The organism is Xanthovirga aplysinae (assembly GCF_009711365.1).
GTDB classification, from domain to species: domain Bacteria; phylum Bacteroidota; class Bacteroidia; order Cytophagales; family Cyclobacteriaceae; genus Xanthovirga; species Xanthovirga aplysinae.
On sequence record NZ_SMMB01000955.1, the window covers coordinates 1 to 5,790 of the forward strand.

Here is a 5,790-nt window from a genome sequence, read left to right on the forward strand (position 1 = left end):
ACGAGTTTAAACATAAAATATTTTGAAAAGTAGAATATTTGCAAAACTTTACATATTGTTTCTTCAGGAAAAGGGGCTATTGCTAAATGTCCAATATTGAAGGATTTGGGGAAGTCATGGTTATGATTGTCTAGGGCAAAACCAAATAAGACACAAAAAATTAAACCCACAAGGACTTATGGAACAGCTTTGTGTATTTAAGAAATAGTAGGTAGGGGTTATTTAATGAGTAATCAATTGTTCAGAGAGGATGGCGATCCCTTCATCAAATGAATGGGGAGCATAGCCTAATTCTTTGATGGCCTTTTTTATGATAAACCCGGTGCGAGGAGGTCTTAGGGCAGGCTGCTTAAAATTGGAGGAATTCGCTTTTTTGATTAAACTTTTGTCTAATTGAAAAAAGTCAGCGGTTTTTATGGCCATTTCATAAGGGGTTAAAAAGTCTTTACCGGATATATGGTAAATTCCAATTGCCTGGTTTTTGAGGGCCAGATAACATCCTTGGGCTAAATCTTCAGCTAGAGTAGGGGTACGCCACTGGTCTGTAACCACTTGGATTTCCTTATTTTTCTCAAGGCTGTTTTTTACCCATAAAATAATATTGGATCGGCTCATGTCGTAAGCTAAACCATACACCAAGACGGTTCGAATAATAGACCAGGATAACTTACTGGTTTTTACTAATTCTTCAGCAGCTAGTTTTGATTCTCCATAATAATTCACGGGTTGGGCAACAGCTGTTTCCTCATAAGGTCCCGCAGTTCCATCAAAAATAAAATCAGTGGATACATGTTGAAAGTAAGCTCCACAAGATTCTGCCGCTTTTATTAAATATTTTACTGCCTCCACATTATTTTTCCAGCAACTCGTCCGGTTTTCTTCACACTGATCCACATTGGTCATAGCCGCAGTGTTTATTATGGCATCCGGGCTGTAGGTGTCCATTACCTTTATTACTTCTTCTTCCTTGCAAATGTCTACGGTAATGTATTTATAGGTATAAGGAATTTGGGGCAAACGGGAAGGTCCTCTGCCACTGGCGATAAGCTCAATTTGTGGGTCAGATGCTAACAATTGAACTAATTTCTGGCCTAGAAGTCCATTTGCTCCGGTTAAAAATACTTTCATGAAAGGAGGATCTTAATAGGGATTAGTATTTTTCTGGATATTGATAGCCGTATTTTTCGGTGATTTCACTTTTAGGTACATTTTCCACTGTTATGGTCATGAAAACATCCTTTACGGGCTTATCCGCGAGTTCTGTTTGTTGGTTTGCAATCTTTTCCACCACATCCATACCCTCTATTACTTGACCAAATACCGTATAGGTGCCATCTAAATGAGGTGTTCCTCCTTTGGATTCATAAATTTCTTTTTGTTTTTCAGAAAAATGAATTTCTTCTACTTTCCCCAATTCCTTTTCTACCAAAGGCTTTGCTTCCTGAATTTTCTGATGAACGGCTTCTTGATTTCCACTTAGGCTGATGGCCTCAATTTCTTTTCGAAGTTCCACGTATTTCGTCCAACGGATCATGGTTTTGAACTTTTTATACAATTGGCCCCGATTCATGTTTTTTTCTAACTCTTCCAAATCGGGTACAGAAAATGTTTTACCTTCCACTATATAAAATTGACTGCCGCTGGATTCTCTATTTGGGTTAACGTGATCTCCCATTCGAGCTGCTGCAATTGCCCCTCTTTGATGGAAAAATTTTGGGTTGAACTCGGCTGGAATGGTGTAATTTACGGAGTCTGTAAAATTGGGCTTAGCATTAATATCCCCTCCCTGGACCATGAAATCTTTAATCACTCGGTGGAAACCGGTAGAATCATATTGTCCCTGCTCAACAAGTTTTAAGAAGTTCTTTTTATGCAGTGGGGTTTCATCGAACAGGATTAGCTTAATATCTCCAAATTCGGTGTGAATTGTGACTAATTCTTCTTTATCACCACAAGCCGACAGAAAAAGAAAGAGGATAAATAAAGGGAAAAAACTTATTTTTTTTAGAGAATTCATTTGTCCGTAAATTAACTTTAATTTAGTGAAGAGTGTTCTTCCACAATTTAAAAGTAAGTGTTTATTCTTGAAAAGGAAAATGGTTTCTCATTTAGAAATGCCTTTTAAATCATTTTTATACTTTCCAAAAATTATAAGTCCCAATAAATGTATTTCTTTATTTTATTGGAATATCCTTGTTCAAATCCAATTCTTGATTTCATGGGTTAATTTGAATTAGATATCAAAACCAGACTTTGCTATGTCATTATTTTGTTGCCTTCTAATTTCCTCGAGCATGCGATCTCCTCCTTTTTTCAGGATGATCCCAGCAAGTTGATCTCCTAATTCTTCGGCTTTATCCACAGATCCTTTAAGGTTTTCTTTCAACATTTCTTTCCCATCCAGACTTAGGACCCCTCCCGTAATTGATAAATCTTGATTTTTCAATGTAGCTAAAGCAAATACAGGGACGCTACAGCCACCTTGTAGTTTTTTTAGAAATGCCCTCTCTGCCAATAAGCGGTATTCCGTTTCGGTATGATTTAGGTGTTTTCGTAGAATATCTTTTTTTGCCTGAGGCAATGAAGTAGCTACTTCTATTGCTACACTTCCTTGTCCCACAGCTGGAGTTGATTTGTCCAGGGGGAATTTTTCTAGGATTAAATCATCATAATGCATGCGATGAACCCCAGCAAACGCCAGTAACAGGGCATCGCACTCCCCTTCTTCCATTTTTTTAATTCTGGTCTGTAAATTTCCTCTTACAGGTGTAGTTTTTATGTGCGGATAGAAGTGTTTCAACATGGCTATTCTTCGAGTTGAAGAAGTGCCCAATACAAATTCCTTTTTAGAATTTAAGGAGATAGATTTGTCCTTACCCACAAGGACATCATTTACCTCTTCCCTTTCTGTAAAAGCAATTAATTCAAAACCCTTTGGCAATTCCGATTGCAGGTCTTTAGCACTATGCACCGCAATATCGATTTTTCCTGCTGCCAATTGTTCTTCTATTTCTTCCGTAAAAACACCTTTGCTGCCTATTTTATGAATGGATACATCCAGAATTTTATCTCCTTTGGTTTCAATGATAACAATTTCCGAATCAATTCCCCCTTTTTTGAGCTTATCCGCTACATAATGGGCTTGCCATAAGGCCAATTTACTTCCTCTTGTTCCTATTTTAATCATCACTTAAATCAGCTGGAATTAATAATTAAGAGTGAATAATGGGAGCTGAAAACTAATTTTTTTCAACCATCAATTGAACTAAACTCCTTATTCTTAACTCCTCACTCTTCACTAATTTTTTATTGTTTTTGCAATTTGTAAAGATAAATCCAAAAAGAGGATTTTGGGGTTAGCATTTCTTTCCAGATGATAACAGGCCTCACTTAATTTGTTGACCATTTTTTCTAATCTGTCCGGAGACACCACTTTGGCAAAGTTAGTGATAAACTTTAACTCTTCCCCTTCCTGTCTAATAAGCCCTTTTTCATAGTGACTTAGCAGGGTATCTCGAAGCAAACTTAAACCATATTGTAAGAATGTTTGCTGAGCTGCTTTGCTCAATTTATGGAAACGTTCTGTCCATTGGGAAAGTTGAGTAAGGTCGAAACTATAGCATAATCGCATCCAATCACGAAACATTTGCTGGTTGTCATGGTCAGCCCCCTCCAATAAGCTCAAAGCCTTACTAAGATTTCCTTCTGATGTGCGCGCCAATTGTGTAGCTTTGGTTTCATCCAACTGGTATTGATTAATTAAAATCTCAACCAACTCCTCATCTGAAAATGCCCGAACATACATCAATTGAGTTCGGGAAAGGATAGTAATCAATAACTTTTCCATTTGGTTAGAAACCAATAAAAAGAGCGTTTTTTCCGGCGGTTCTTCTAATATTTTTAGAATAGCATTGGAGGCATTTACATGCATGTATTCCGGCAGCCAGATTAGCATGATTTTGTAATTTCCCTCAAAGGCTTTCAGAGAAAGATTTTTAATGATATGTCTACTTTCCTCTTTGGAAATATTTAGTTGCTTGTTCTCCCCACCAAAAGCCATACTCCAGTCTTTCGCTGTTCCGTAGGGATTTTTAGAAAGAAAATTTCTCCAATCATTTAGGTAGCTTGAACTTACGACATCCTTTCCTGTGATTTTTCCGGTACTACTGACTGGAAATGCAAAATGAAAATCCGGGTGGACAAACTTTTCCATTTTTAAGCAAGAGGCACATTTCCCGCATGCATCATTTTCCAGAGGCTGTAAACAATTCACATAGGTGGCAAAAGCCAAAGCCAAGTAAAGGTTTGCACTGCCTTCAGGGCCTGAAAATAAGTGAGCATGGGCCAAATGTCCGGCTTGTACTGCTCCCAACAGGTATTTCTTTTCTTCATCCAGTCCAGTTATATCGGCAAATCGCATATTCTTTGATTTCTATTTAGAAAAGTATCTCTGTGTTTATTACCCTTAATCCCACAATTACCTAAAAGCATGTTTAAAAATATTCTTTTTTGTCAATGGCTTTTGAATAGCAGGAGTCCGTTATTTTTATAGTCCACGGCTTTCGATTACGAGCTAAAAAAGCATCTCTTTCAGCTTGTCAATATTCCAATATTATCTGGTCAAAGGGTTGCCCCCTCTTTTTTTAAATAATAGAAGACACGATAAAAACTTCGCTCTACTTTTCCCAGGCTCTGAACTTTGCGGTAATATAAAAAATATGTTTCATTATGGCTTTATCTACTTCTTCCAGTTGAAGTCCACGTCTTTCCATGACTTTTTCGGCGACTTCAAAAACCTTTCTTAATTGAAAGGTTGTAAAACCTGATGCTCCTCCCCAGGCGAAAGAGGGGATAAAGTTTCTTGGAAACCCGTCTCCAAAAATATTGGCACTTACTCCTGCAACGGTTCCTGTATTAAACATGGTATTAATGCCACATTTGGAGTGGTCTCCCATAATCAATCCGCAAAAAAGTAAGCCTGTGTCTTTAAATCCCTCTTTAGCGTAATTCCAAATTTTTACGTTAGCGTAATTATTTTTCAGATTGGAGGTATTGCTATCTGCTCCAATATTGCACCACTCTCCAATTACTGAATTTCCCATGTAACCTTCATGGGCTTTATTGCTGTATCCAAATATTACGGAATTCCCAATTTCACCTCCTACTTTTGAAAAAGGTCCTACTGTGGTATCACCACGCATTTTTGCGCCCATATTAACATGGGAATTTTCCAAAAGGGCAAAAGAGCCTTTTATTATGGCTCCTTCGTGAACTTCAGCATTTTTTCCAATATATATGGGGCCCTTCTCTGCATTTAGAATGGCCGCCCGAATCCGTGCTCCCTCTTCTACAAAAATATTTTCTTTCCCATATACTATGGTGTGAGGATCATCAATTGGTGCGGATTTCCGATCTGCTGTAATTTCCTTGAAATCTGAACGAATTTGTGCCTCGTTAAGTCGAAAAATATCGGAGGGCTGATTAATCAGACTTATCTCTTGGTTATATTCTTTTTTATGAAAGTTGTTGAGTTCAATTAACTCCTGAATGGAAGGAGGTGTAGGAGCGTTCGAAACTAAGGCCAAAAGCAAGTCTCCCTTTACAAGGGCTTCTTGGGGCTGTAGAGAAGAAATTTTATTTACTAGCTCATGGTCTGGACATAGTGCTCCATTAATAAAAAGATTTACAGGTCCAGTTTCTAAAGGGTATTTCTCTTGGAGATAATCCTCAGTTAAAAAGGAAATTTCCGTTTTTAAAAGGTGATCCCATTTTTCTACAATTGTTCGTATA

Annotated in this window: 5 protein-coding genes; all 5 read right to left on the bottom strand. The window is 37.6% G+C overall.

All coding sequences use genetic code 11. From position 1 onward, the window contains the following. Window positions 1–222: 222 nt before the first annotated feature. Complete coding sequence (locus E1171_RS08905) at window positions 223–1,128, bottom strand: SDR family oxidoreductase (protein ID WP_155205659.1); 906 nt, start codon at window positions 1,126–1,128, stop codon at window positions 223–225. A gap of 22 nt (window positions 1,129–1,150) precedes the next feature. Then, window positions 1,151–2,017: a peptidylprolyl isomerase gene (locus tag E1171_RS08910; protein ID WP_155205660.1), complete on the bottom strand. Its 867-nt coding sequence runs from the start codon at window positions 2,015–2,017 to the stop codon at window positions 1,151–1,153. A 216-nt stretch (window positions 2,018–2,233) separates the two neighbouring features. Further along, window positions 2,234–3,187, bottom strand: a complete 954-nt coding sequence (hemC, locus tag E1171_RS08915) for a hydroxymethylbilane synthase (RefSeq protein WP_155205661.1) — start codon at window positions 3,185–3,187, stop codon at window positions 2,234–2,236. 111 nt (window positions 3,188–3,298) lie between these two features. Beyond that, a complete protein-coding gene (locus E1171_RS08920) occupies window positions 3,299–4,420 on the bottom strand; it encodes a DNA polymerase III subunit (protein WP_155205662.1) in 1,122 nt (373 codons plus the stop codon). Window positions 4,421–4,676: 256 nt separating this feature from the next. After that, window positions 4,677–5,790: putative sugar nucleotidyl transferase (locus tag E1171_RS08925; protein ID WP_155205663.1), on the bottom strand; the 1,114-nt coding region annotated here is incomplete at its 5' end.

Coding starts and splice junctions, on each gene's coding strand:
- hemC (WP_155205661.1), bottom strand. CDS start 3,187: ATGATTAAAATAGGAACAAGAGGAAGTAAATTGGCCTTATGGCAAGCC.
- E1171_RS08920 (WP_155205662.1), bottom strand. CDS start 4,420: ATGCGATTTGCCGATATAACTGGACTGGATGAAGAAAAGAAATACCTG.
- E1171_RS08910 (WP_155205660.1), bottom strand. CDS start 2,017: ATGAATTCTCTAAAAAAAATAAGTTTTTTCCCTTTATTTATCCTCTTT.
- E1171_RS08905 (WP_155205659.1), bottom strand. CDS start 1,128: ATGAAAGTATTTTTAACCGGAGCAAATGGACTTCTAGGCCAGAAATTA.